Source organism: Ruegeria sp. YTSB088 (assembly GCF_059609825.1).
Map to the genome: position 1 here is coordinate 77,589 of NZ_JBXWMM010000011.1, position 24,767 is coordinate 102,355.

General features: G+C 52.5%; 17 protein-coding genes and 1 tRNA gene. 8 read left to right on the forward strand and 10 right to left on the reverse strand.

Annotation, left to right across the window (positions count from 1 at the left end):
* Position 1: 1 nt before the first annotated feature.
* From AC2FFA_RS17160 to AC2FFA_RS17180, 5 genes are all read right to left on the reverse strand, one after another.
* Complete coding sequence (locus AC2FFA_RS17160) at positions 2-5,092, reverse strand: DNA translocase FtsK (protein ID WP_496852519.1); 5,091 nt, start codon at positions 5,090-5,092, stop codon at positions 2-4.
* Positions 5,092-6,426: a hypothetical protein gene (locus AC2FFA_RS17165; protein ID WP_496852520.1), complete on the reverse strand. Its 1,335-nt coding sequence runs from the start codon at positions 6,424-6,426 to the stop codon at positions 5,092-5,094. Before AC2FFA_RS17165 ends, AC2FFA_RS17160 begins: the two co-directional genes overlap by 1 nt.
* Positions 6,426-8,273 carry a hypothetical protein gene (locus tag AC2FFA_RS17170; RefSeq protein ID WP_496852521.1) on the reverse strand — a complete coding sequence of 616 codons (1,848 nt, stop codon included), beginning with the start codon at positions 8,271-8,273 and terminating at the stop codon, positions 6,426-6,428. The genes AC2FFA_RS17165 and AC2FFA_RS17170 overlap by 1 nt, the downstream gene beginning before the upstream one ends.
* A 188-nt stretch (positions 8,274-8,461) precedes the next feature.
* Positions 8,462-12,202 carry an anti-phage defense-associated sirtuin Dsr1 gene (gene dsr1 / locus AC2FFA_RS17175; protein ID WP_496852522.1) on the reverse strand — a complete coding sequence of 1,247 codons (3,741 nt, stop codon included), beginning with the start codon at positions 12,200-12,202 and terminating at the stop codon, positions 8,462-8,464.
* A gap of 402 nt (positions 12,203-12,604) precedes the next feature.
* Positions 12,605-12,678 (reverse strand) — tRNA-Cys (locus AC2FFA_RS17180).
* Positions 12,679-12,904: 226 nt separating this feature from the next.
* Here AC2FFA_RS17180 and AC2FFA_RS17185 point away from each other — a divergent pair.
* The 3 genes from AC2FFA_RS17185 to AC2FFA_RS17195 all read left to right on the forward strand — a co-directional run bounded on the left by AC2FFA_RS17185 (position 12,905) and on the right by AC2FFA_RS17195 (position 15,919).
* Complete coding sequence (locus AC2FFA_RS17185) at positions 12,905-13,558, forward strand: protein-L-isoaspartate O-methyltransferase family protein (protein ID WP_496852523.1); 654 nt, start codon at positions 12,905-12,907, stop codon at positions 13,556-13,558.
* Positions 13,559-13,653: 95 nt separating this feature from the next.
* Positions 13,654-15,072, forward strand: a complete 1,419-nt coding sequence (locus AC2FFA_RS17190) for a TolC family outer membrane protein (protein WP_496674806.1) — start codon at positions 13,654-13,656, stop codon at positions 15,070-15,072.
* Positions 15,073-15,145: 73 nt separating this feature from the next.
* Positions 15,146-15,919, forward strand: a complete 774-nt coding sequence (locus tag AC2FFA_RS17195; RefSeq protein ID WP_496852524.1) for a hypothetical protein — start codon at positions 15,146-15,148, stop codon at positions 15,917-15,919.
* A gap of 3 nt (positions 15,920-15,922) precedes the next feature.
* On the opposite strand, the gene AC2FFA_RS17200 is transcribed toward AC2FFA_RS17195, so the two are convergent.
* Positions 15,923-17,380: a cobyric acid synthase gene (locus tag AC2FFA_RS17200; protein WP_496852525.1), complete on the reverse strand. Its 1,458-nt coding sequence runs from the start codon at positions 17,378-17,380 to the stop codon at positions 15,923-15,925.
* A 62-nt stretch (positions 17,381-17,442) separates the two neighbouring features.
* On the opposite strand from AC2FFA_RS17200, the gene AC2FFA_RS17205 reads away from it, so the two are divergent.
* Positions 17,443-18,012, forward strand: a complete 570-nt coding sequence (locus AC2FFA_RS17205) for a cobalamin biosynthesis protein CobQ (protein ID WP_299895773.1) — start codon at positions 17,443-17,445, stop codon at positions 18,010-18,012.
* Between the two features lie 87 nt (positions 18,013-18,099).
* On the opposite strand, the gene AC2FFA_RS17210 is transcribed toward AC2FFA_RS17205, so the two are convergent.
* Positions 18,100-18,420, reverse strand: a complete 321-nt coding sequence (locus tag AC2FFA_RS17210) for a DUF6280 family protein (protein ID WP_037310273.1) — start codon at positions 18,418-18,420, stop codon at positions 18,100-18,102.
* A gap of 218 nt (positions 18,421-18,638) precedes the next feature.
* On the opposite strand from AC2FFA_RS17210, the gene efp reads away from it, so the two are divergent.
* Positions 18,639-19,202: an elongation factor P gene (efp, locus tag AC2FFA_RS17215; RefSeq protein WP_299635772.1), complete on the forward strand. Its 564-nt coding sequence runs from the start codon at positions 18,639-18,641 to the stop codon at positions 19,200-19,202.
* 54 nt (positions 19,203-19,256) lie between these two features.
* Here the strand turns inward: efp and AC2FFA_RS17220 are convergent, their stop codons facing one another.
* A complete protein-coding gene (locus AC2FFA_RS17220) occupies positions 19,257-20,198 on the reverse strand; it encodes an ABC transporter transmembrane domain-containing protein (protein WP_496852526.1) in 942 nt (313 codons plus the stop codon).
* Between the two features lie 113 nt (positions 20,199-20,311).
* Positions 20,312-21,049, reverse strand: a complete 738-nt coding sequence (gene ygfZ / locus AC2FFA_RS17225; protein ID WP_496852527.1) for a CAF17-like 4Fe-4S cluster assembly/insertion protein YgfZ — start codon at positions 21,047-21,049, stop codon at positions 20,312-20,314.
* 73 nt (positions 21,050-21,122) lie between these two features.
* Between ygfZ and AC2FFA_RS17230 the strand changes: the two genes are divergently transcribed.
* The 3 genes from AC2FFA_RS17230 to AC2FFA_RS17240 all read left to right on the forward strand — a co-directional run bounded on the left by AC2FFA_RS17230 (position 21,123) and on the right by AC2FFA_RS17240 (position 24,374).
* Positions 21,123-21,797 carry a TIGR04283 family arsenosugar biosynthesis glycosyltransferase gene (locus tag AC2FFA_RS17230; RefSeq protein ID WP_496852528.1) on the forward strand — a complete coding sequence of 225 codons (675 nt, stop codon included), beginning with the start codon at positions 21,123-21,125 and terminating at the stop codon, positions 21,795-21,797.
* 868 nt (positions 21,798-22,665) lie between these two features.
* Entirely contained in the window at positions 22,666-23,436 is a 771-nt protein-coding gene (locus AC2FFA_RS17235; protein WP_496852529.1) for an alpha/beta hydrolase, read from the forward strand.
* A gap of 98 nt (positions 23,437-23,534) precedes the next feature.
* Complete coding sequence (locus AC2FFA_RS17240; RefSeq protein WP_496674820.1) at positions 23,535-24,374, forward strand: EamA family transporter; 840 nt, start codon at positions 23,535-23,537, stop codon at positions 24,372-24,374.
* A 39-nt stretch (positions 24,375-24,413) separates the two neighbouring features.
* Here the strand turns inward: AC2FFA_RS17240 and AC2FFA_RS17245 are convergent, their stop codons facing one another.
* Positions 24,414-24,695 (reverse strand): hypothetical protein, encoded by a 282-nt coding sequence (locus AC2FFA_RS17245; RefSeq protein WP_117869486.1) that lies wholly within the window; start codon positions 24,693-24,695, stop codon positions 24,414-24,416.
* Between the last annotated feature and the right edge of the window lie 72 nt (positions 24,696-24,767).

Consider the following 24,767-nt stretch of genomic DNA (forward strand, 5'->3'; position numbering starts at 1 on the left):
ACTAATTGGAAACTATTGCACACTGAACTCGAGTGAGCTTTCCTTCCGATTTGAGGAAAGCGTCACCCTTGCCATTGAGCGTTTCCGCTCCCAGTTCGTCCATTACGACTCGACTCTCTGTTCCACTTTTGACCCTCAACGCAAGTTGAGCAGGCAGATTTGATCTGAGATTTGTGCTTATGACTTCGCCACTTGGCTTTTGGGTGGCAATGATAACGTGAATCCCCGCTGCTCTTGCTTTTTGTGCAAGGCGTTTCAAGCTGGCTTCAATCTTCTTTTTTGACTCCGGATCTGATGTAAGGTCAGCGTACTCATCTAGGACTATTAGCCACCATGGAATTCTCCGGTCCGGAGAAACTTTGCTGTTAAACTCGGCAATCGAACGTGTGCGCTCAGATTTGAGAAGCTTGTAACGTGACTGCATTTCTTCAACGGCTTTTTCAAGCAATTCGCAGGCATCTTCGTCGTCCATACCAATCATCCCTTCAAGATGATCGGCGTTCTCAAATGCTTCGAGTTCCGTGCCTTTGGGATCAATCAGCAGGAGTTTGAGCTCATCTGCACTGTACTTGTGAACCAGACCAAAAAGTATGGTATTAAGGGCCTCCGATTTACCGCTTCCTGTTGTACCCCCAATCAGCAGGTGGGGAGAATTCGAAGAAGAAAAATTGATTTCGACAGGGTTTCCCGCTCTGTCAATGCCAAGTGGGCAGGCAAGCGCCTGTTCCCGCCGAGCCCATTCCAGCCAAAGCTCTTGGGCATTCACAAAGTATCTGTCCTCGTCTGATTTTGGAACATCGATCGTGACATATCCCTCGTCGATACTAAAGCGAATCTCCTGTTCTTCTTTTAGTCTGAGTGCAAGTTTAAGGGAGTCTGCTTTCTGAGAAATTGAGTTGGGCGTGACCCCGGCTCCCGGTGTGACCCTGTACAATACTGTTGCCGGACCTTCGGTAAATCGCAAATACGGATCTGTAGAAGGTTTAACTGAAACGCCAAACTCCGCGAGCTTGTCGATAATTGACTGATATCGAGCCGACAGTTCTTCGGGCGAAAGTCGCTTCTTCTTCTCTGGTTTTGGCTGGGCGGACGGCGCCGGGGCGCGGGGAGTATCAGGTAACGCAACAGGCTCTGGGGCAGGGTTTGTGGGTAGGTGACTTTCTGGCGGGATAGGAACCGCCTTCCCAGGAGATGGAATTGGGTCGAGCGATCCCTGAACAAGCTCACCGATCGCATTTCGAAATGTCTTTACGACTTCGAAGGAGTAATTTTCCTCTTGGAACCGCTCGACTTCGGATTCACCCTCTTTGACGTAGTTGCAAATCGAAAAGAGCCCCTGAAGCGATCTGAGTTCATAGTTGCCGGTCCTTATACGTTCCCGAATCTCTGTTGGCAGGATCAGTGACGTGCCTGTAGCCTGTAATCGTATTTCTCCCGAGAATTCTTTAGCTTCAGGCCCTGCTGAGTCAGCTGCATCCAGAAGCTTGGAACGCCAGAGATCACAATCAACATTCCCAAGTGGCTCATCTTCAGAACGGCCTTGGTCGGTGTTCACCAGTAGATCCTGGAAGAGTCTTAGCGTCCTTCGAACCTGTGCCTCGCCATGCGCGTCATAGGATTGGCGGAATTTCCCCTCCACAATCAGGACGTCCACAAATAGAGAGCTTCCGCAAACGGATAGCGACAATCGGCAAAGATCTGCTCGAGTGCCTTGAACACCACCGAACCATTCGGCGTGGTCATCCAATGAAATCCATATGCTAGCGCTGTTCTCTTCAGTAATGGGAAACTTCGATGCAGCTACATGTTTTGCAATCACAAGACCGAGCATTTCTTCTGTTATTCGTGATATTCCCATTGCCTGAAGGGCCAGACCAGGAGCGAGTGATCGGGCTTCATTATAAATCTGCTCTGAAAGCTTCCTATTGCTCAAAGCCCCTTCCCCGAGCACATGAGTTAGCTTTCTTTCAATCCGTTGGATCGAGTACTCTTTGCCGGAATTGGACGATACGACCAGCGTATAAAGCCCAGAAGATCCGACATTTTCCTTTACCGTCAGGATTTCAGGGCTGGATTCGAGGTTTTCAATCTGTTCGCGTGAAATATGCCGCTCGATCGTAATGACCCAGTGGCTCAGTTTGTGCAGGAGCTCGAAAAGCTCAGCTTCCTTTCGGAAGTCAATCAAGAGCTTAATCTGGTCTGTATTGGCCGGCATTTCAGCAGCCACCGGTCTTGTCCTGCGGTGGCGAACAACGATTGTTGACCATGTTTCTAACGCCTGATCAGACGCTGCGGGCAGTTTTGAAACTGTTATGGCTTCGCCCTTACTGCCACCTTCCAGGACCGTCGGAGGATCGAGAAGGACATCAAACGAGCCAATGGAAACCATGCTGGTTGAAGTGTCATCCTGCATCTGCGGATCGTCCGCGACGAAATGAGGGATAATACCAATGTCGCAATCAAGTTCGCCAAGTACGCCGGGCAGCCCTTCAGAATCCGCCAGATTGTGCAGTCGCAATTGCAAGGGGGGCAGCAAAGCGTCCTTGTTGCTCATCCGATCTTCAACTGGAAGCTTTTCAAATTCCTTTATAATTTCGGACCAATTGGCCGCGGGCGCAACGACATTTACGTCGACAGGAAGATCCTTCCAATCCCCTTTTCTAAATAGAGTTAGGAGCTTTGCAGGCAGTGCGGCGCCTTTCGGCAATACGACTAGTAGTGACAAACCTTCGCTTTTGTGAGGATGTGCAGACAAGTATTGAGATATCTGATTGGCAATCTCCATAATGCTTTGTGCATCAATTCCTACTTCCCGGCCCGTACTCCGATCAAGTGGAGAAAAGAATTCGGCCCAGCCCTGTTCAGAGCTTGCAAACAGCGTTTCTTGGTTTTTCCCGATTGCCAGTGCGGGTTGCTGATGAGGCGTAAGTTTTGAAATCCAATCGAGATACAGCTCTCCATTCTCAACGTTCAGTTTAAGCTTATCTGAAAGAGCCCGGGACGCCAGTTGCTCGGATCGCTCAAGGTATTTGGCGATCCATCTAAGGCGCAAGGGATGTGAAGGAAGCATAAGGAGTCCGTGTCCATCATTGGTTGAGATGGTGTCGGAATGTAAAAAAATCTCCGTTCGACCGTCTGTCGTACCCGCGGGAACAAGCTCTTTTCTGAAACGTTCACCTACGGCAAGCCATCTATCAAAGACTTCAAACAGAAGTTCCTGCGACAAACCTTCCTTCCTGCAGCGAGTTCTGAACATTTCCTGAACGTCTTTGAGTTCCATGACGATTGGGTCAGTAGCTACACTTGCCGGATAGCCGTTGGCCTGAGCCGTTTGCAGCCCAACAGTACGGCCGACTAATGTGGCTCGCCAATCAGTAAAAGACTGATGGCTAGGGGCTTCCAATCGGGAATGAACATCTGGAGCATCATCGGCTGTAGCCATGAGGCGAAACAGGGCGAGCATTTCAATCTCGGGAGGGAACCATTGAAAACCTGTTTCCTTTTCAACTGAATCAAACTTTCCAGTATCGCCTGAGCTAGGGGCCAGCACTTCAAACACCAGCGGTACAGGTTCCCATGGCACTTCTTGTAGTTCATCACTGTCTTCGTCTTCGCCGTCTTCAGAGTCCTTCCTAAGTTGAGGCGGAGGAACTTGCGTGACGAGACGGTCATCTACTTCGAGTTCGTACCCCTCAGTTCCCAGCTTTGTCGCCTCAGAAAGAGACTGAAGAGATGGACCATAGATGAAAGCCATAAGTCCCAAGGTTGACTCGGCGCTTGCGGGTACTTTTCCGAGTGAAATTAGCAATTTAGGTCGTTTGTCACCAACTTCCAAAGTTTGACGTTCTGGAAAACTATTTAAGAACTCCGCAATTTTTATGAGGGGATTTGCGATAGACTGCGTCGCCGGACTGGCCGCCTTTTCTATCATTTTCCGGGTTGCGGCTGTTACCAAGTCCCGCAGTGCAGGTTTCTCGGGGTTTTCCGGCTCTGCATCCAGAAACTTCTGTGCGTCAAACTGGTCCTTTTTATCCAGTCCTGCCTTTACCGAAAGCTCCTCCCATTCAGGAATTCGATCACCATGATTGTCAGTGAGCTCGTTTTCAGTACGCTCGCCAAGCTTCATGCCAGTAGTGTCCTTGGCGAACAGCTGCTCGAAGATCGCGTATGGCAGGGTCAGTCTTATTTCTGCACTTTGAGCAATGCAGTAATCTGAGCATTTTTCCCGCCAGGCTACCTGTTCCTCAGCGGTCAGCTCATTGCCCTCGACATCTCTAAAGACAACATCTTTTGCTTGAATGGCCAAGGTATCTCCATCCAAGTCCACGCCACTCGCACTGACGAGGTCCGCATGTTGCCAGTTTAAAAAAAGTCGGCGGGATATTTTCGCGTCCGTTGAATTTGTCGCCCAATTCTCATCTGGAAACATGTTAAGCTCGACAAGTGCCCGTCCAATCACGGCCTTTGTTTCGTCAACGTCAAATGACTTGTCCGGATCGCTGCGCTCCAATGCTATTCGGGTGCAGAATCGAACGTACGGACGCACAGGAATTGAACGCCTATTGTCTCGCAGGCTTTTCAGAACCTGAGTTATGAGGTCAACGACCAAACCCGGAGCCTGACTGTCGCGCCCAGAAACCTGCCGCCATGCAGAATGAACTATTTCCTCGGCAACCGAAAAACCATCATCCTCACTATCAAACTGACCGTCGAGGAAGTTTACGTCCCGAAGCGTGAAAATGTTCCGTAGTCCCTGTTCGTCGCTAACTGGTGCTGTTTCAATGTAGAGCAGGCCATGTTCTATATTGTTGCGATAGTACGTGATCGAACAATCCGGGCTGGCAATGAACTTGGGCGGGTACTTACCTTCTCCATCGTGCGATATTACGACCTGAGCATTTTCCAGTCGTGTACCTGCGACTCGCTCAGTCCAAATTTGGAGGAAGTTCTCAATTTCAGGCTGAAACAAGTTGCTGAGCCTGAAAACCGGGTGATTGTCTCCGGTGTCTTCTGGAAACTCTCTTGTAGTTATTACAAAAGCCGTCTCAGCCAGTGCTTTGTGGGCCAAATAGGCCAAGTTTTCATGAGACATTAAACTTCTACCCCAACCATGCGCGTCGCATCTGAGTACTCGGTCAGCAGTCCGGCTGCGGACAGCAACTCAGTCAGTTTTGCTTCATTGTCTTCGAAAATACTGGCGTCGAAAGTTTCCAGCAGACCCGACTCGCTCGCCGCTTGACGCGCCACTAGCATGTGGCATTTCTCGAATAACCAACCGTGAATAAAATCGTCCAGGGTCCTCTGAGTTCCCATAGGCACTCCGGCAAGGACCAAGGTTTCCAATGCATCAAGACCGAGATTGAAATGACGACGACCTCGCCATGAATTCAGCAACTGTGCCGTTGCGGCGGTTGCCCAGAAAAAACTGCGGATCTTGTTTCGTTGCGAATTGCTTAGAGACGAATATTCGCCAAATTCTTTTTCACGCGCTATTTCCACAGCTTCAGAAATAACTGAGAGTTTTTCCTTGAGGCATCGTTGGGACGCTCGGCGCAGCTGAGCGTTTCCTGCTCCACAATCGAAAACTATCGGACTAGGAGCGTTGGTTGGATCGACAAAAACTTCGGAGCGGACAGACTGCATTATGGAAAGCCAAATAGCCGTCCAGTTCACAAGAGCCTTTATTCGAGTGACGGCAGACACATCCTGATGTTGCAGGATACTGTCTACGCCATCGCGATACAGGTCGTCCAGCTCATCATTTATTACTCTAGATTTCTCTTCGACCTGATCCTCCATCGCAACGTCATCCGCGCGGCTATGGGCGGCCATGGTCTCCACCAGACGATCGAGAGGTCCTTCATCAGTTGTGTAGTATAAATTCGCGAAGCCCTGCCTGTTCCTTGTCAACCTGGAACTATCCGGATCATGTCTAAGTATTTTGTATGCAAGTGCTCCACCACCCCGAAAATAGCGTCTCTCGATCCCGACACGATGATGCCAAGGTTTAGTGGATTTGGAGACCCTCGCATCATAGTGGATCAGAGATTTGGTGTACGGAAAAAAGTGCGCTCGGTCCCATCCGGGACGCTTTGTTGTGCTGGGAATCTTTAGTTGAAGGCACTCCAGCAACCCGGCTAATGCGTCTTCAGACTCTTCATCTAGAATAACTTGTTGCCTAGCCGGGTGGGTCTTAAAGAACTCGTCCCAAACAAGTTTCCTTGCAAAGTCGAGTGCACGCCGTTTTATTTTTACGGAAGGTGTGTTTGGAAGCAAAACAGGGTCTTCGCACCCAAAAACAAGGTTCAATAGCTCAATACCAGGGTAGTGACCGGCGCCATCATAATCAAGAATTCCGCCGAATATCGAAACTGAAATATCAGGTCCCTTTGCCGTTTTTTGTTCTTTGGCTTGCTGCTCACTCATCAACCTGCACCCCCGACTCGAATAACATTCTCGTCAATCGCGACCGATTGAAGCTCGCCTTTTAGAAAAAATTTTATCTCAGCGTTCTTTCGGCTCGATTCTTCGCTGAGCTGAGCCAGAAAGTTCATAGTTCTTCTTATGTCGTGAGCGTAGAAGCTTTCCGGTACATAGCCTCCGCTTGCTCTGGAAATCATGTCAAAAGCTAACAGATCCAGAAAAAAGTCTCTTCTACCTCCGCCTTCCGAGTGCACTTGAAGACAAACGTGCCGATCAATCCAGTCAACGGCGTTTGACATCGCGTACCGTTGCATATCCTCGGTGATGCTCCACTGATCAATCATTGGTACGAGTTTGATATTTTTCGGTTGGATCTCGCGGGAGATAATTGCAGCATGCGTGGTTGCTGCTCCAAAAGCCGGGTCCACTAGAAGAAGGTTGGTTTGTTTCTTTTGCATTTGAATGCCTTGAATAGTGTGCAATCCAGCCACTATTCGAGATTTGATCCGGGACATGTCGGCTCCGTTAGCCTGTCCCTTCATGATTTTTTCAAAGTCCTCGCCGTATTCAAAGCCAAGTGCGTTCATCAAATTCGCTTCTTTTGAAATGCCGTCGAAGTACGCACGTCGGCGCAAAGATCGCACTACTTCCACAGAATTCTCTGCTTCCTTTCTGCGCTCCTTTTTGTTTCGAGGATTTCCAACAATATCATCAATACCATCAGCAGCATCTAAATACCCAGATGATGCTGCCTGAGTCTGAAAACACAGATCCAATTCGTCTGTTGGAAACACACCAAGTTCGTTGATTAATTTTTCGTCCAAAGAACGGTTGGCCCGCATGCCCGGGTCCAGTTTCTTGAGTCTGGATAGAGCAGGAATTCTGTTGATCTGTTCAGGCTTCAGGCTTGGAGGACTCAAAAAGAGCAGATTGTAGAAAGCATAACGGTGCTGCCAGCCCCGTTTTCTTGACCTCAGGCGTTGATGAACGTCTGTGCACAACAAGCCACCAGTTATAGCGAACGACACTATCATGAGCATCTCGCGTATAGTTATGACTGCGCCAAGCCTTTCAGAAACTGCGAGCAAGCCTTCCAGCCGTTGAATTCTTGACTGTGCCACCGCATCTTTGGACTCGGAAAAAAGTTCAAAATTCCTGTATATCGGGCAGCCCGCTCTGCTGTCACAAGTATTGCAAGCTGTCCACCTTCGGCGATCGAGCCAACTTTTAAGAGCTTGTCTAACAAGTGTCTCATTCTCTTCTGAAGCTACAGACTGGTAGTTCAGGTTGACCACATGCGTTTTGCCGTCACTGCTAGCCAGTCCGCTCTTAAATGACGAATGGAATTCGCTCAAAAGCTCGCGGCAGCCAATAGCGTCTGATTTGGCTTCCAATACGGCGCGGAGTCGGCCTTCGTTAGCACAGATCACTGTGAGTACACTTGTTTCCACTTTTGCCTGTTCGACCTTTTGAGCGGCAACGATCGGCCTCAGTTCAGAGAAATCCTTGTACACCCTTAAAGGTTTCTTTGAGCCTGATCCGTCTTTTCCCTCGATTATGACTTCGCCATCGCACCGATGGTTGATCAATTGGCGAGCCTCGTCCTGATTATATCCTAAGTGTTCTTCCAGCAGGCGCCTGCATAGATGGGTTTTGCCGTGCCCCGCATCGCCAGTCAGAACGATTATCTGAGATCTCTCGGCAACATCAAGAATGTATTCGAGTGCTTGGGTGTGAAGGTCCAGCGCATCATCGCTCTTCTGATATTCTTCGTAAATTTGATCGTGATTTGGATTAAATGGGAGGTAGCGTCCCATTCTTGAAACATGCTTGCTTTCAGCTTGAGGCAACCAACTTCTCCTGATTTCGCATTGGTCAACACAACTTAGGTGCGCGACGGGTGTCAACCGCGACGCGGTCTTTGACATTTCCGTACAAGCATTTGCGACTTACATGCCACATCTTGAATGCATGCGTTGGATGTGTCCCAACAATTCACCGTGTTTCCAGTAACTTCTTGCAATACTACCTGCAATTCTTAGAGCCCCTTCTGCTCCAAATAACGGCTGATTGCCAAATACCTACTGTCTTGTTGTAGGGATGGTTCGCTTTGCTGAAGTCGATTCAATAGGTTTCGTAACTCATTTGAAGGCCAAGGATCCTGTAAATCAATCGAGCGATCCAGAAGTTCGAGCACTAATAACGGATGCTGCCTCGGGGTTTCAGAGTCTAACAGTAGGTGGACCGCAAGATTAGTATCGTTTACCGGTTCAATCCAATCTGACAATAGGCTCAATGCGCTGGGCAACGCATCTCCAGAAACCGCGCAAAGATTAATGAAGGACTTGGAGATTTCTTTCGTTTTGTTTGCAGCGTCTTTTGGCCAATATGTTTTAAAGAAAGGCCCAACCCGATTTTCGAGATAGCTCTTACTTTGTTCTGCCGCCCCCTGTTGAGCCTTAAACAATGTGTTTGCGACATCAGACAAGTTTTCCGGTTTCAAACCAGAAAATACTTTTCGAAAATCGGCGGAGGTATATGATCCATTGGGTTCCATTGCGGCATAGGTAACAAAGGAAACATAATTTCGCTTGATATTCTCTTCCATACCCTCCCAATGGTTCGGTAATGAAAGGAAACTCTCCTTTAAGGCGTCTAGTAGTGGCCAATACAGTCTTGGGGAGAATAGAAAACTCGTCCAAATTCCGGCGGCCAATTGTGGTTTCTGACCCCAATCAAAATGTGGCAAAAGGTGGGCCGAAGTCCATTTTGAGTCTATACGAAAAAGAGTGATCACTGAACTGGCGAGCACCACTCTGCCGTAGTATAGACCATTGAAACTGGGCTTGCATACTTGATCTAAAACGGGTTGGATTTTTTTGTCCAAACCTTGGTCATCCTCCAACGCTTGAGCGAACCACCATGCCAACGCAGCTTCAACTGCCAATCCCACCGGGTGATTTATGGCACGAAATACAACGTCCTCGTTGTATTCAATTTTGTCGTTCTTGTGTGCCATAAGAACTTTGTCGATAAGTTGAAACATACGATCGGTGTTGTTGTCGATCACCTTGGAAAAACTTTTGATCCACCAAGCAACGGTATGACTAACGTTTTTAAAATCGTTGACCGGCATTTTTAGAAGGTTGCTTGAAACTGCGTGCCAAACGGAATTTGAGAGCACTTGATTGTTGGCCCACACTTGCAACGCTTGTCGCCAGCGACCAATTGGCCATACGTTTTGATTAGCAAGCGCAGATAGTGCCTCAAGGGCGAGATTTTCATCCTTCTCACACAACTGCTGCCAATCGTCGGTTTCCAGAAGGTCATCGGGGTCAGAAAACTCCGTCAACCAGATCTGTAGTTCCTGTATGCCTCTGGGAGCCGTTCTAACGACAATATATTCGTCACCGGTGGACGACCATACTGGAAATTCGTCTCGGCCATCACCGCTCAACTGCCAGTCTGGATAGGTAGCTTGCAGGTCATTTAAAAGTAATCTTGCTTGCTCAGTTAGTTTAGCACCTGCCGCTCGACATTTTGATAAGCGCAGCCACCTCATTCGGTCCTTAGCAGCACTTAGTCTTTTAGGAGAAAGACCTTCTTTAAAAAAATCATCTGGGGGCCCGACGACTAAGGCGTCAAAAAACCTGTCTCTTTGAGCATCGTTTAGCAAAGTAGCGATTTTTTGCACTAGTTGAAGGCTTTCACGCTGAGTGTAGATTGTCCAAAGCCAATAGGTGTTATCGGATGTCAACCAGTCCAAAACCTCATCGATATCAAAGTCTTGTGGCCTTTCAGAAACTGCAAAGAATGTGAGTCTGCGAAAAACTGGATAAGGAATTGTAATCCAGCGCCGCACTTCTGAAAGCGCTGTTTTCTCATCAGTGCGTGCGACTGCCAACCATGAATCCCTGAGTAAATCGATCAAAACTGTCCATTCGTTGTAGTCTTTGTTCTGCTCATGCGGTGAGATGGATGGTTGATGAATATATGATAGATCATGTTTTCGACTGGCTCCCCCGAGTGTTTCCATGAGCTCCATCGTGTCTCGTAACAACATCGTGAAGTCTGGGAGCGAATTTATCAGAACGGTTTGCCAATTCTCGAGCTTATTTAAAGATTTGATTGCATGATGGGGAGCGCTGGCGCGGAGTTCCAACTCCCATCGCACAATGTCAGAAATAGAGCTTTCCTTCTTGCTGGCGCTTGTGTCCCTGCTGTCTTGCTCCATCAAATTGTACGGACGACTGAATTCTACAACAGGGGAAAGCGCCCTTTTTAGCTCTTGCCTAAATATTGGAGTGAAGCCGGCGTCAGTGAGTTTTTTCTTTAGAGAATAGAGATGTGTGACCCAGCGGTCTTTGGTTACGTGCCCTGCGATCAGCAAACTCCAAAGAGCCTTCATGGGTGATCCTGAAGGTAAAGTCTCGATGCTATCTGAAATTGCGCCCTTAAAGACAGGGTGGATAAAACCCCCTTGAGCACACACCCAAAGAAATAGCTCGGGGTTGGCCACATGTTTAGCTAACCACCTCGCTAAATGCTTCATGACTTCGTCAAATCTATTTTGGTTCTCTGGGAGAGAAACTGGCTGCATCCATTCCGAAAGCTCATAGGGTGTCGGTCGGTTCAATAAGCTGAATTCGATTTTGGAATCTGCGGGATACTTGGAAAATATTCCAAAGCGGATTAGGTCCTGAGCACTAAAAGAACTTTTTGAAAACGGTTCTAGCCACTCAAGTGATGGTACAGGATCAAGTTCTGCAAAGAGTTTTGCAGGAAGCCCGGATTTATCGCTAAGTGCCCAAATCAAGCGGCCAACAAAGTCATCCTGCCTGGTGGTTTCAGCCGGTTTCAGGTTTGCGTATTGGCTTACAACGGTTTGTTTGCCAGTGACTCCATCTCGGTAGTTCGCTGCCCAAGCAGAAAGTGTTCTGTGAAGGTATGCGTGGCTCGGTGTTTCTTTGTATAAAACAGGAACCACGTTCTTGGCTTCCCACTCTTGAGCTGTTTTGCTCTCTTGGCCTTTAGAATAGCTTCCAAAAGCAAATGCAGGTTTGGTGTCTTCTCCCATTAATTTGTCTGCTGCCAAAGCATCCATCATGTACCGAAGGATCGGATCGTTTATGCTGTAGCCCACGAAACAGACCGTGTATCCCCGAAACAGCTCACTGACAAACCTAGAGGCCCAACGTTCAGTTAGATACGCCAGTCCGAAATCACCACTGGATACAACGAGTTTGTTCAGCTCGTTTTCTGAATTGCATTCAGTAAGAAGCCCATGAAGGTAAACCAAGCCGTTCCAACGATTTTTCGGCACCGGGAGCAAAGGTGCCGAATACCTATCGAAATTCAAACTGTCTTCTTTTTTAACTTTCTCGAAAACACGATCAAAATTGGTTGTTACTAATCGAGTTGGACCAGATCTGGTTTTTCCAAGTGTCAAAAGTGCGCGATGCGTTTTCAACGCTCCTCTTTTTTCGTAGACTGGTTTCAGCGAGCTCGCCAACGCTTCGCGAACCGCTCTTCGCCCTCCGACAATTCGTCTTTCTAGCAGCGCTAAAACTGTATCATACTGATATGCGCGCAGCGCGGATTTCTCGATGTCCGATGCCCGCTCGCCAAGAGTTTTATAAATCTTGGAAACTAGGCCCCCAAACATAGGCAACCCTGCTGGGTACGAGATTCCAGCGCCACAAAAGAAAACTACTTCGCCTTCTTCATGTGCTTCGAGTAGGTCAGCTGGCAGGTCGGGGCCGTTCTTTATAAACTGCAATATTATACTCAGTTGTTGGTTGTAGAATCGTCGCAAAATGAAACGAATACTGTTTGTCGTTTTGGAGTGAACCCGTAAAGTCGGGCGACGGGCGGGTAAACCGGAAGTCGCCAAATTCGTACATCAATTCGGCAAGCGGTAACAACCAAAAGTTGCGCGGTTGATCCCAAATGCCTGCGTGAAGGTGGAAGTTGCTTTGCACCGATGCGTGCATTTTGGGAAGCACTTATCCAAATATCATAATATCCAGCTGAAAAGGCTCAGGAATTCGCATACTCGGAATTGTCTGATCCTATTGAACTGACCTCGTAACAAGCTACATTTTTGGATGGGTAGGTGGAAATTTGTGAGATCAAGATAAGGCATAAATTGTTAAAAAACAATATCTTAATGTCGTATATTTGGAGGCGAGTACCGGAATCGAACCGGTGTACACGGATTTGCAATCCGCTGCGTCACCACTCCGCCAACTCGCCTTTTCAAGTAAAATCAAATACTTGCCGTGGTGTGCGTGGGGTTTTAGCAGCTTTCCGAAGGGGCGTCCAGAGGATTGCGCGCAATTTTGACGTATGGATTCAAAATTTACCAAAGCCCGCGACGGCAAACGCGCAGGCGCAGGCGAGTTGCGTCAACAGGGCCGTTGCTGGCCGCTTCAGGATGTGGCACAAGCCGGGTAACTTTGGGAATGACACGAGAGATCCAATGACAGATTTCGCAGCCCGGCGCCGCACTATGGTTGACACGCAAATCCGACCTTCGGATGTTACAAAGTTCCCGATCATTGAGGCGATGCTGAATGTCCCGCGCGAAAACTTCGTACCTGATGCGCAGCGTGAGGCTGCTTATGTCGACGGCGTAATCGATCTGGGTAATGGGCGCTGTATGCTAGAGCCGAGAACGTTGGCTAAAATGCTGGACGCGCTTAACATTTCAAACGATGAGATGGTTCTCGATATCGCTCCGGCGACGGGGTATTCCACGGCGGTTGCCGCGCGTATGGCCCAATTGGTTGTGGGTGTGGAAAGCGACGACTCGCTGGCGTCCGAGGCGCAAAGCCTACTGGCTGAGGCGGATGTGGACAACGCCATCATCCACGTCGGTCCGTTGGAACAGGGCGCGGCTGAGCATGGTCCTTACGATGCAATTATGGTGCAGGGCGGTGTCGAATGGGTTCCCGAGGCCCTGCTGGATCAGCTCAAGGAACACGGCCGGATCGCTTGCCTGTTTGTCGAAGGCAGTGTTGGGACTGTGCGGATCGGTCGAAAGGCCGGTGGCCGCGTCAGCTGGCGGGATACCTTCAACGCCAGTGCACCGATACTAGAGAGTTTTTCGGCGGAGTGTGCATTTTCGCTATAGTTCGCCGATAGATTTTTATGGCGCCTTGAATAGTTGAAAAGAAGACCGCAAACTGCCTTCAGGGCAGTGTAATTTCGTTTTGAGAGGATTTCGGTATGCGTGGTTCAGCGACAGGCAAGCTGGTCAGGGCATTCGCAGTGACCGCAGGACTTGCCATCAGCGTTATGCCAGGGCGTCCGGTGTGGGCTGACAACATAACAGACGCCTTCATCGGCGCATATAACACAAGTGGCTTGTTGGAACAGAACCGGGCGCTGCTGCGAGCGGCAGATGAAGACGTGGCGATCGCACTTGCTGCATTGCGACCGATCATCAACTGGACCGTACAGGTCAGCCAGGACTATACCCGGTCAAGGACCAGCAATGTGGTCACGACGACCGAGCCGTCCCGGTTTTTCACCGGGCTGGGACTGACCCAGCTTCTGTATGATGGCGGTGCTTCGGTTCTGGGCAAGCAATCGGCGCAGGAAACGGTTCTGTCGACACGGCAAACCCTGATCGACATTGAACAACAGGTCCTTATCCGCGCTGCGAACGCGTATCTGGGCGTGCTGCTACAGGAAGAGACAGTCGCAATTCGCCAGAACAACGTGGATGTTTCGGCGGAAGAACTTCGCGCATCGAATGATCGCTTCGAAGTCGGCGAAGTGACGCGCACGGACGTTGCGCTTTCCGAGGCGCAGTTGGCAAGCTCGCAGGCAGATCTTGCGGTTGCACGTGGTGAATTGAGCATTGCGCAAGCTGAATATGTCAACGCGGTTGGCAAGGCGCCAGGGCGGACGGCTGGTCAACCAAGTCTGCCCAATCTGCCGCGGAGCGAGGCAGAGGCGATTAGTCTCGCGCAACGCAACCACCCGGCGATTCTGTCGGCGCAGCATCAGGTCCGGGCCTTTGATTTGATTGTGCAGCAACAGCGGGCCAACCTTGGGCCGAATGTCAGCTTGAACGCCGATGCGGGCGTGCGGGAAAGCTATGACAACAACGACTATGTAAATGACGCAACCGTTTCGCTGGACTTTACACAGCCGATTTACGCCGGTGGCCGGTTGGCCGCCAATGTGCGGCGCGCTATGGCAAACCGGGATGCGTCTCGTGCGAACCTACTCAATGTACAGAAGAACATCACGCAGGGTGTAACGGACCGGTATGCGGCTTTTCAGGCGGCCAGTGCCAGCCTCAGGGCATCTACGGAACGGGTTCGCGCCTCGCAAGTCGCATTTGACGGCATCCGGGAAGAAGCGACCTTGGGCGCCCGTACTACGTTGGATGTGTTGAATGCTCAGCAGGATTTGCTGGACGCGCAGTTGGCAGAAGTGGCATCGCGCACGGAACGATCCCGCGCAGCATATCAGCTATTGCAGGCGCAAGGTCTTTTGACGGCAGAACGTCTGGGGTTGGCGGTTCAGATCTATGATCCGACTTTGTACTACAATCTGGTCAAAAAAGCCCCCGCGCGTGTCAGCAAACAGAGCAAGGATCTGGATCGAGTCCTCAAAGCGTTGCGTCGGGACTAACCGGCAATACTATTTGTTGTAGGGCTCGGATTGTTTGGCTACACTCGATCCAACGATAGAGCGGTAGAGAACAATGTCTGATAATGTCGTGAAAGCAGGGATCGAAGACGTTCTGTCTTCGGTCAAACGTCTGGTCAGTGAAGATAGTCGTGGTAAACCCGCCCCGGATCAACAGGGTGCAACGCGTAAGCCGGGGCGTCTGGTGTTGACGGACGCGCTCCGCATCAGCAAACCCGCTCAGCCCGAGGTCATATCAGCCAAGCCGACCCCTGATGTTGCCGACTCGGCCAAGCCGATGCTGCTGCGCACCTGCGACATTGTCAGGGCAGGGGATCCGGCCAACACTTCGGATGACGAGGTGGAGGCAAAAGCTGCAAAATCCGGCTCATCTGATGACCCTGCGATCAGTCTGAGCGCCAAAATCGAAGCACTGGAAGCGGCAATCGCGCAAACCGAGGATCAATGGGAGCCGGATGGCGACAGCGGTGATGCTTATTCGGGCACACCGACTCAATCCCTGCCGTGGAATGTCGAAGAAGAGTTTGCCGCCGCAAGGTCCATCGTTCTGACTGACGAAGAAGATGCAAGCGATCCGCGGCCTGAGGCCGATACGGCCCAACACGTTGAGTTCATCCGATCCGCACAACCGGTTGAGGCCGATCCTGCTGCTGATGTGGCAGAAGACGTCGCGACAATGGACTTGGATGAAGAGACATTGCGCGACCTGATCACGGAAGTTGTACGTCAGGAGCTGCAAGGTGTAATGGGTGAGCGGATCACGCGAAACGTGCGCAAGATGGTCCGACGGGAAATCGCTCGCGCGCTGAGCGCGAAAGATCTGGGATAAGATTCAGCCACGCTGCGGTGGCTGAGCCAGACTTAGCAGCAGGTCAAGATTCATGTGGCGTTCCAGATGATCCGCCAGATCGTTCAGCGCCTGCTCTACACCGTCTTCGTAAGCAATGTCCGACGTCACGCCCAGCGTTGACAAGTAGCGGGCGCGAAATGCGTCTGACGAGAAAATGCCATGCAGATAGCTGCCTTTGACCCGGCCATTACTACTGGCCGCACCTTCTGGTCTGCCTTCGACTTCCAGCCAGGCGCGGGCACGGTCCGGGCCGTCGGTGTGACCCATGTGGATTTCGTACCCGCTAACCGGTTCCAGGTCGGGCAGGGCATGGGCCGAACGCAGAATGACCTGTTTTTGGCCGCCCATGACGGTATCGACGTTCAACAATCCCAATCCATCAATCTTGCCTGGCCGGCCATCCACGCCATCGGGATCGGAAATGGTTTTGCCCAGCATCTGATAGCCACCGCACAACCCCAGGACATGTCCGCCCCGGCGAACATGGGCATAGAGGTCGATATCCCAGCCCTGTGCCCGGAAATAGGTCAGGTCTCCGATTGTGGATTTGCTTCCGGGCAGCAGAACCAGATCGGCGTCGCCGGGCAGGGGGCGTCCGCCAGGGATGATCTCGACACTTACGCCGGGTTCGGCGGACAACGGATCGAGATCGTCGAAATTCGCCATTCGCTCAAGCTGAGGCACAACGACCTTGCTCACGCCGCCGGTATGGGAACGGATGTCCATCATGTCCTCGGCGGGCAGTTTCCATGCGTCGTGAAACCATGGCACGACTCCCAGACAAGGCCATCCGGTGCGTGCGGAGATGTCTTCGCGCCCTTCGTCAAACAGGGACACATCCCCTTTGAAACGATTGACCGCAAAACCCTTGATCTGCGCCCGGTCTCCTTCGTCCAGCACGGCCTGAGTGCCAACGATCTGCGCAATCACCCCGCCCCGATGAATGTCCCCGACCAGAACCACTGGTATCTCCGCGGCACAGGCAAACCCCATATTGGCGATGTCACCCTTGCGCAGGTTGGTCTCAGCCGGGCTGCCAGCGCCCTCGATCAGAACCAGATCAGCGTCGGCGCAGAGCCTGTCAAAGCTTTCCAGCGCTGCTCCCAATAGCTTGGATTTGTCCTTGCGGTAATCTCCGGCCTTCATCGTGCCAGCGCGCTGCCCCTGAACGATGATCTGCGCGCCGGTATCGGTTTCAGGTTTCAGCAGAATAGGGTTCATGTCCGTGTGGGGTGTCCGCCGTGCCGCACGGGCCTGAAGGGCCTGCGCGCGGCCAATTTCGCCCCCGTTTTCGGTGACGGCAGCGTTGTTCGACATGTTTTGCGGTTTGAACGGCGCGACCCGAAGCCCCCGACGCGTGTAGGCGCGCGCCAGCCCGGCCACCAGAACTGATTTTCCGACATTGCTGCCGGTGCCTTGAATCATGATGGCGCGAACCATGTTTTGTCTCCTATATGTCAGGGCGCAGATGATCTGATTTGAGCCGAAAGGGAAAGCCCCGGATGAACACGCCAGCGCATCTTTTGATCGGGGCTGCCGCGTTTGCCCGGCCGCCGCAAGGACGTATCCTTTGGGCTGCGCTCCTGGGAGCGTTAATGCCGGACATGTCCTTGTATGTGATGGCGGGCGTGTCCCTTTTTGTTCTGGGCATTCCCGAACAGGTGGTCTTTGGGCAGCTCTACTTTTCCCCGGCCTGGCAGACCGTATTCGCCATAGACAATTCCTTTATCCTCTGGGGGTTGGCATTCCTGCTGGCAGTCTGGAGAGGTTGGCATGTTCTGGCTGTCGGTGCAGCGGCGGGTCTGTTGCATCTTGCGACAGATTTTCTGCTTCATGCGGGCGACGGACGGCCACAGCTCTGGCCTGTCAGCGACTGGGTGTTCCACAGCCCTGTCAGCTATTGGGACAGCGACCATCATGCCTTGTGGGTGGTGCCGGTGTCAGCCTTTGTCTGTCTGGCTGCATATGTTTTGCTGTGGCAGCGTGGATTGCCGGTTTGGGGCAAAGCCCTGTTCGCGACTATGCTGGCGGCTGAATTCTGGGTGGTGCGGCAATGGCTGTTGTTCTTTTGATCCAACAGCTTCACGCCTGACGATCAGGCATAGAAAAACGCGCTCTGATAGGCAGAGCGCGTTTGTTCAATCCAAATCCGCCCTGGTTCAGGCAGCTTCGGCCTGCTGTGCAGCGTTGCGGCGTTCGCTCTCTTCACGCGACAGGGCAACCGACGTGCGGACACCGCGCCCAACGAATTCCATCAATCCGCTGACAACCCGTTCGTTCGGGTCAATTCCTGCGCAGGATAGCACTTCGCGCCCATCGCGCGAACGCGCCCAGCGGGCGATTTGTTCGGGGCCATTGCCGTATTTCTTGTCATCGGCGATAGCATCATCAAGTGCAGCCAACACAACGGCCGCGAAAAGTTTGCGCGCACGATTGCCTTGCTCATTGTTAAAGGCAGTGCCGTCAACGAAATCTCTCATCTCGTTTTCCTTGTTGTTCTTGCTCTTGCATTTTCGGCGTGAGGGTCCTTATGACCGATTAGGTGCGATTCGGATACAGCTAAAATGCATAGTTGCGTTGCGTCACTTGCATGGCTTGCTGCAAGTGCAGCACTAGGTGTCGTTGTCTTGTCAGGTGTGGTCCCGCCAGATATAGGGACCGCAACTGATGCATCAACCGTTTGTGAAGGATTTATGTAATGCCCAAGATAAATGGGAACGAAATTCGCCCCGGCAATGTGCTTGAGCATAACGACGGCCTTTGGGCAGCGGTCAAGGTTGACCATGTAAAGCCGGGCAAGGGCGGGGCTTTTGCACAGGTGGAACTGCGCAACCTGCGCAATGGCTCGAAGCTGAACGAACGCTTCCGCTCTGCGGACAAGGTCGAACGCGTGCGTCTGGAGCAAAAGGATCAGCAGTTCCTGTACGAATCCGACGGGATGCTGGTGTTCATGGATTCTGAAACCTACGAACAGATTGAATTACCTGCAGAATTGCTGGGAGAACGCCGCCCGTTTCTGCAAGATGGCATGACCATTGTTGTCGAGTTCTACGAAAGCGAGGCGCTGAACGCGACGCTGCCGCAGAAAGTGACTTGCAAAATCGTCGAGACCGAGCCGGTGGTAAAAGGTCAAACTGCGGCGAACTCGTTCAAGCCCGCGGTGCTGGACAATGGCGTGAAAGTCATGGTTCCACCCTTCGTCGGTCAGGACGAAATGATCGTCGTGAACACTGAAACTATGGAATATTCCGAACGCGCGTGACGTTTCGTCACGTTTCGCATCAGACCGCGCAGGCACCCGCCGCGCGGTCTTTTCTTATGCGTTGGGTCGATGGCGATAGCGGGTTGGATCCGGGCCAAACAATTCCAGCATCAGTTCGTACTTGATACGATTGGCACTGACCTGGCGATAGAATGCGATCAGAAAGGCAGTGGGCCCCTGAATGCGGCTGAGCCCACTGGTGGCAGCCACCACGGTGCCGACATCCGTTTTCCCTTGCAGGACCAAGTAGCCACCCAGCATCAGTATGCCGATGGTGCCGGCCCCGTTTATCACGCTCAGCAGGAACTTTGCCGATAGTTTCCACAGGAACATCCGCCGCCGCGTGTCGTAAATGTCATCGAACATGGTGTTGATGTCGCGCTCGACGGCTTCGATATCCTCAGTCGTAAGCCGGTCCGTGGCACCGCGCAGAATGCGAACGCGTTCCGCCACGAAAGTGTTCACTTTGCGCTGCGAGGCCAGTACGATGATGATCTGCGGAACGATCATTGAAAGCGCAATCAGCCCCAGACCTGGTTGCGTGGATGAGATGTAGCCGATGACGCTGATCAGCGTTCCGATCTGAACAACCGGATCCGAGAAAGCACCGCCCGCGAATTTTCCCAATTCTTCAGCCTCAGCCGAGATGGCCGTGGTCATGGTGCCTTTGCGAAGGTCTTCGCCGGTTTCCTTCAGGTCAGTCGAGCGCCAAAGCAAGCGCTGGCGGATCAGGCGTATCATGTCTTCGCCCAAGGTTCCTGCGCGAAACCCCAGCACCCATTTCAATGCCAGGCTCAGCAGGATGACCGCCATCATGCCAATGCCCAACTGGATCAGTTTCTCAACCCCGACATCATCGGACGTCAGGTGGTTGACGATGTCGCGCTGAAACTCCAGCGGCACGGCGGCAAGGCCCGCAATGGCAATGGACAGCAGGATAAGTATGATTTGCCGCCCGGCACTGGCGCGCCAGATCGCGGAGTAAAGTCGAAACATGCAGGTATCCGGTTTGCCCCGTTTGCCTATACTGTGGCAGCGCTGGACGACAGGTTCAAACTTTACGATACAAGCTGCTGTGCCGGACGTGCCGTTTAGGCAACAAGGTTGGTTTAGTCTTCCAGGCGAACGGTGGCGTCACCGGCCTGCATCTCTCCGCTTGCGCGATCAAATCGCAGATATGCAATCCCGTACCCGCCTGACTGTGTGTACAAAGTTCCGACAGGTTTGCCATTTGCCGTGATTTCGGTCCCTACTGGAGCAGAGCCCTGAACGACGACGCGTCGCAGACCTTTGCGCAATTCGGTTTTGTGCTTCATACGCGCAGTCACTTCCTGTCCGACGTAGCAGCCCTTTTTGAAATCCACGCCATTCAGTGCTTCGAACCCTGATTCCAGGATATAACTGTCCGGAGTCAGCTCAATGCCTGACTCGGGAATGCAGTGCCGGACGCGCAGCGCATCCCAGTCGGATCCGTCATCGCCCTCTGGTTCGGTGGAATAGGTTCGCCAGCCCATGTTCGGGTGGCGGGGATCGGGCAGGGCGTTTTTCGACGCGGCCCCGGTGCCGCGTTGCAGGTTCAGATCAGCTCCCTCGATCACCACATCTGCACGCAGTTTGTACATCGTCAGACGTTTGATCAGATCATCCGCAAGGTGCTCGGCCACATCCAGAAGAACGCCATCGCCATCTCGTTTCAGGAAGAAATCCGCCAGGTACTTTCCCTGCGGTGTAAGCAGAGCGGCGTAGACCAGCCCGTTGCCCAGCCCCTGAATGTCGTTGGTAATCAGGTCCTGCAAGAAGCTATCGGTATCCGAGCCGGTCAGGCGCAGTATGCGGCGGGTGGGCATGGCTTGGTCCTCGTCATTTCCTCAGGCCTCGTGATATAGGAAGTTCCGATGCCAAGACCAGAGGTTATCAAACGTGCCTGCACCCATTTCCGTTGTGATTCCGACCTTTGATGCCGCTGACGCATTGCCGGCCTGCCTCGAGGCCCTGATGGAAGGGCTGCATGGCGGATTGATCCGGGAGTTGATCGTCAGCGACGCATTCTCAACCGATCATACGCTGGATATTGCAGAAGAGGCCGGCGCAAAGGTTGTGACCGGCCCGCCATCACGAGGTGGTCAGCTACGCCGAGGGTGCGCAGAGGCCAAAGGGGATTGGCTGCTGATCCTTCATGCGGACACTGTGCTGCAACAGGGATGGAGCGAGACCGTGAGCACCCACCTGCCTTCGGGCAAACCGGCAGCTTTTCGGCTGGCGTTCCGCGCGCACGGTGTCGCTCCAGCGTGGGTGGCTGGCTGGGCCAATCTGCGCAGCAGGGTGCTGGGTTTGCCCTACGGAGATCAGGGATTGCTGGTTCCACGTCACGAGTATCAAACGGCAGGCGGGTTTCCGGACCAGCCGTTGATGGAAGATGTGACTTTGGTGCGCGCGCTGCCACGGATTACGATTTTGGAGACCCGCGCCTCTACGAGTGCGGAGCGGTATGAGCAGGTGGGCTGGTTTCGACGCGGCGCTCGGAACCTGTGGACTCTTCTGCGTTATTTTCTGGGGGCTGATCCGCAGGTTCTGGCGCAGGCTTATCGACGCTGAACGTGGTGCGCAGCTCGACCACGGATTTCCCGAGCCGAAAAGGTGCCGCAAAACTGACAAGGCATAGGGCCACAATCTGCAGGACAAGAATATGGGCATTGTCCTGTAGGTATTCCCATTCTTCTTTCAGCTTCCCGACCTGCGCGATCAGGTCGTCATAACTTTGCGCAAGTATCAGGTAGTCGCCCGCAATTGCGGGAACCTTGCGACGCATGTTGTCTATGGCGGTCTGCGTGCTTTCGTCCAGTGAAGTGAAGACAAGGAACTGGTCGATGTCAAATGCATCGGCCTTGGCGGCCATGTCACGTATTTCGTCCATTTCGTCCTTGGACTGACCCCCAACGAGGAAGTGAAGCCCCTGCAAGGGCGCCACCTCATTCGTAACTGCGATGAACAGAGGCAGTTCCGAATTGCTGGCTGTTGAGGCTGAAAGGAATTCAACTTTTTCACATAAAACAGCGGTGTCCGGGTCAAAGGCCGGATCACAGAACCGCAGACGGAACCGGGCAGCATCTCTGTCAAATGCCAGCGTCGCGGCATAGGCCACGTCGATTTGTCGGTCCAGTCGCGAACTGTCCGACGTGTAAAGCCCGGCCAAAACAGCAACAAGTGCCCCGATGCCACCCAGCACAACCCATACCAGATCAGCCAGTTTCCACGCCCGGTGCCCCGCCGGTTTGCGAAACAGAAACGCGGTGCCGATTGTGCCTATGACAAAGAACAGGATCAGCAGGAGCAATTGATTGTCGGTCACAAAACTCATGGGCCCGATCTTAGGACCTGTGAACCGTCCTGCAACAGGGATCACGGGCAGTTGTAACATCTTGCCACATGCCCATACTCGGTCTTGCGTTGAGGGAGATTGTCCATGCCAAATGAAATTGTACTGATCCACGGGGCTTTTGCTGGACCATGGTGCATGCAGAATTACGCTTCCTTCTTTCGTGATCGGGGTTGGACGGTACATGTCCCGGCTCTGCGCCACCACGGTGGTGATCCCAAGAGCGATCCCGACCCGGAACTGACGAACGCCAGCGTCATCGACTACACCGATGACATTGCGGCTTTTGTGCAGGGATTGGACACCAAGCCGGTCATACTGGGACATGCCATTGCGGGTGTAGTCGCGCAGCAGGTGGCCGCACGGGGATTGGCCAGCGCCATTGTTCTTGTCAATCCGAATGCACCTTGGGGAACGTTGCCTGAAACCGACGACGAGCGCGCCGTGCCACGAGCATTGATGGAGGGAGGCGCGTTTTGGAAACAGCCCATGCGGGTCGAGTTCGACCTGATGGCTCCGTTTGCTCTCAACAAAATGCCTGAAACGCAGCAGCATGTTGTGTTTGATCAACTGGGGCCGGAAAGCGGGCGCGTTATGTTCGAGATGTTCTTTTGGATGTTTGATGACCACCACGCGATTAAAGTCGACTTCGACAAGATAGATTGTCCGGTACTCGTGGTCTCTGGTGCGGAAGATCGCGCCGTTAACCCCAACACCTGCCGGGCCCTAGCTGATCAGTATGGACAACGCGGAACTTTTCTTTTGGTTGAAGACCATGCGCATTTTCTGTTCATGGAGCCGGGATGGGAGCAACCTGTCACAAAAATTGAATCCTGGATAAACAGTCATGTGATCTGAAACAGGCTTGACAACAATCCACCCATTGGAGACATCGCGCCAAGTAAACAGGGCCACAGACCCTTTTTGCGCAAACTCTCTGCGGGAAAGGTTTTGGAGTGACCCTGTTCGTCATCCCTATCATTTTGTCGGCCGCGTTGTTGCATGCCGTTTGGAATGCCATAGTCAAGACAGCGGCGGATCGAACCACAATGCTGGGTTTGGTCGCTTTGGGTCAAGTCCTGCCTGCGGCGGTCATGGTGATGTTGCTGCCGCTGCCAAGCCCAGAGAGCTTTGTCTACATCCTGCTCTCGACCGTTGTGCATTTCGGCTATTACTTCATGCTGGGTAAAGCCTATCAGCATGGTGATCTGAGTGTGGTCTATCCCATCGCCCGCGGTATTGTCCCGGCGCTGGTCTCGCTCTGGGCCATGCTCTTGGTCGGAGAAGTGCTGCCTTTTCAAGCCTGGGGTGGGATCGCCCTGATTGCCGTTGGCATTCAGTTGAGTAGCTGGAAAGCGCTGCGCTCGGGCGTTGGGCGCAGCACACTGCAGTTTGCGCTGGGCACCGGGTTCTGCATTTCGATCTATTCGGTCGTAGACGGGATCGGGGTTCGACTATCGGGCAATACGCTAAGCTATTGGGCGTGGGGGGCATTTCTGCACCTGTTCATAGCCGGTTTTGTAGGCGTTCGGAAACGAGCGGCCCTAAAAGACCTTCCATCCAAAATATGGATGACAGGTATTCTTGGCGGGCTGGTATCTATGACGGCCTATGGTCTGGTGCTGTATGCCAAGAACTTCGCACCATTGGGCGCGGTTTCGGCGCTGCGCGAGACGTCGGTCATCTTCGCAGCACTGATCGGGTTCATATTCCTCAAGGAAGGCAATTGGGCGCGACGGCTGGGTGCCGCGGTACTCATGGCTGTTGGCATCGCCCTGATAGGAATGGCTGTCTGATCCGGCTGAAAAGCACTGGATGGCGGTGATATCTCTGGCTTAGCGGCCGACCTGAAACGTGCTTTGTGGTTTCCAGTGCATGTTGCCCTTGTCGTTGCTCACACATCGCAGCAAGCGTTCTTCACGCGTGTTGATCGTTTCTGTGACGGTATTGTCGCCAAAGATCACGATGAAGGAATCCGGGGAATAAGCCAGCCCTTTGTAATAGCAAAATCGCGTTTCCGCCCCGTCCGGGATCGGAGAAGCCAAGCTGAGCGTCTGTTGCGCCAGCGTCTGGGTCGCGAGCATGGCTAAGGCCAGCCCAAAAGTCAGTGTTTTCATGTCGTCCTCCCGTCCTGCAAATCTGTTGTCGATCAAAAGGTTTTGGACGCCCGGACCTCAATCATTGTTTTT

Coding starts and splice junctions, on each gene's coding strand:
- AC2FFA_RS17235 (WP_496852529.1), top strand. CDS start 22,666: ATGCCAAATGAAATTGTACTGATCCACGGGGCTTTTGCTGGACCATGG.
- AC2FFA_RS17245 (WP_117869486.1), bottom strand. CDS start 24,695: ATGAAAACACTGACTTTTGGGCTGGCCTTAGCCATGCTCGCGACCCAG.
- AC2FFA_RS17220 (WP_496852526.1), bottom strand. CDS start 20,198: ATGTTTCGACTTTACTCCGCGATCTGGCGCGCCAGTGCCGGGCGGCAA.
- AC2FFA_RS17200 (WP_496852525.1), bottom strand. CDS start 17,380: ATGGTTCGCGCCATCATGATTCAAGGCACCGGCAGCAATGTCGGAAAA.
- AC2FFA_RS17185 (WP_496852523.1), top strand. CDS start 12,905: ATGACAGATTTCGCAGCCCGGCGCCGCACTATGGTTGACACGCAAATC.
- AC2FFA_RS17195 (WP_496852524.1), top strand. CDS start 15,146: ATGTCTGATAATGTCGTGAAAGCAGGGATCGAAGACGTTCTGTCTTCG.
- AC2FFA_RS17190 (WP_496674806.1), top strand. CDS start 13,654: ATGCGTGGTTCAGCGACAGGCAAGCTGGTCAGGGCATTCGCAGTGACC.
- AC2FFA_RS17160 (WP_496852519.1), bottom strand. CDS start 5,092: ATGTCTCATGAAAACTTGGCCTATTTGGCCCACAAAGCACTGGCTGAG.
- ygfZ (WP_496852527.1), bottom strand. CDS start 21,049: ATGCCCACCCGCCGCATACTGCGCCTGACCGGCTCGGATACCGATAGC.
- AC2FFA_RS17205 (WP_299895773.1), top strand. CDS start 17,443: ATGAACACGCCAGCGCATCTTTTGATCGGGGCTGCCGCGTTTGCCCGG.
- AC2FFA_RS17210 (WP_037310273.1), bottom strand. CDS start 18,420: ATGAGAGATTTCGTTGACGGCACTGCCTTTAACAATGAGCAAGGCAAT.
- efp (WP_299635772.1), top strand. CDS start 18,639: ATGCCCAAGATAAATGGGAACGAAATTCGCCCCGGCAATGTGCTTGAG.
- AC2FFA_RS17165 (WP_496852520.1), bottom strand. CDS start 6,426: ATGAGTGAGCAGCAAGCCAAAGAACAAAAAACGGCAAAGGGACCTGAT.